The organism is Pseudomonas sp. FA-1, assembly GCF_056856075.1.
The window spans coordinates 1-1,210 of sequence record NZ_JBWXTH010000032.1; the positions used below are offsets into that span (position 1 = coordinate 1).

Genomic DNA, 1,210 nt, shown 5'->3' on the forward strand with positions numbered 1-1,210 from the left:
CGGCCCATGACCAGCGCCTGCTCATGGGGGATGGCGTAGCGCTTGGCCAGGCGCACGGTCTGCGTCAGCACCGCCAGCGACCGCTCGCTGATGGCCACCGGGTCCACGCTGTGGAGGATGCCCTCCAGCGCCTCGGCCCCCAGGCCTGTGGCCTTGTGCAGCCTGATCACCTGGTTGAGCCTGAGCAGGAACCGTGCCGGCGTCAGCTTCGGGGTGGCGAAACGGGCGCTCAGCATAGGCCCCTGGTCGGCCTCGCGGGTGAACTTGACCCTGTAGGTGGCATAGGAACGGTCTTCGTTCGGCCCCTTCCAGTCGAATTCATAACTGTAGTCGGTGTCCGGCTTGAAGGCATCGACCTTCAGCATCTCGGGGGACAACTTCAGCTGGTGCACGTCCTCCAGGATGAACTCGATCGCCCCGGCCTGCTTGAGCCTGAAGCTCAGCTGCCAGCGGTCGCCGCCCAGGAAGAACAGGTAGGCGTAGTGAATCGCCGTGCTGGCCGAACCGACCCCCAGCTGGTAGATGACGCCTTCGGTATTGAGCAGTTCCGAGACGTTGGTCTGCGACCCCCAACGCTCGTCCTCGACCTGGGCGCCGCCGCCGATGAAGGCCTTCAGGGCCTGGTCGCTCAGGCCGAACCAGTCGCGCAACCGGGCCGGGCGCAGCATGTCCTCCGGCACGGTGCCGGGGAAATACTTCGCGAACTGCTCGTCGACGTTGTCATCGGTGATCTTGTCGGTCAACAGCCCGTACAGGGCGGGAGGGATATCGTGGCAGAGCCCCGCCAGCGAAGGCGCCTCGACGTGCTTGCTGACGTCGGTCGCCGCCCACAGGTGCTTGAAGTCCGGGTCTTTCAGGCGGTAGGCCTGGCGCAGACGATTGTGCTGGTGGTGATAGGGCGTGGCGCCGAGGCCAACGTGGTTCGACAAGCCTTCGAGGGTGTCGCCGTGCTCGCCCAGCCGCTCCATCAGGATGGCGTTGGACAGGCTCAGGGCACTGACCGGTGTATCCAGGTTCACCTGGCTGAGCACCAGGTTCTTCAGGTCACGGCGACGTGTGTCGATATGCGAGGCATTGCCTGCGGGGTAGAGTTTTTTCGCTTCCCGGTACAGGGCTGCCAGGTAGGCGGCCGGCGAGAACATCGAGGCGACACTGCCTGGGGCGGCAAACTTCGCTGCGCGGCCGCCGAACCATTCTTTGTAGTCGTGCA

At 65.0% G+C, this 1,210-nt stretch carries 1 protein-coding gene; it reads right to left on the bottom strand.

What is annotated here, in order from left to right; genetic code table 11:
• A partial coding sequence (locus AC1MHZ_RS23360) for a Tc toxin subunit A (protein ID WP_482967009.1) occupies window positions 1-1,210 on the bottom strand: 1,210 nt, incomplete at both ends.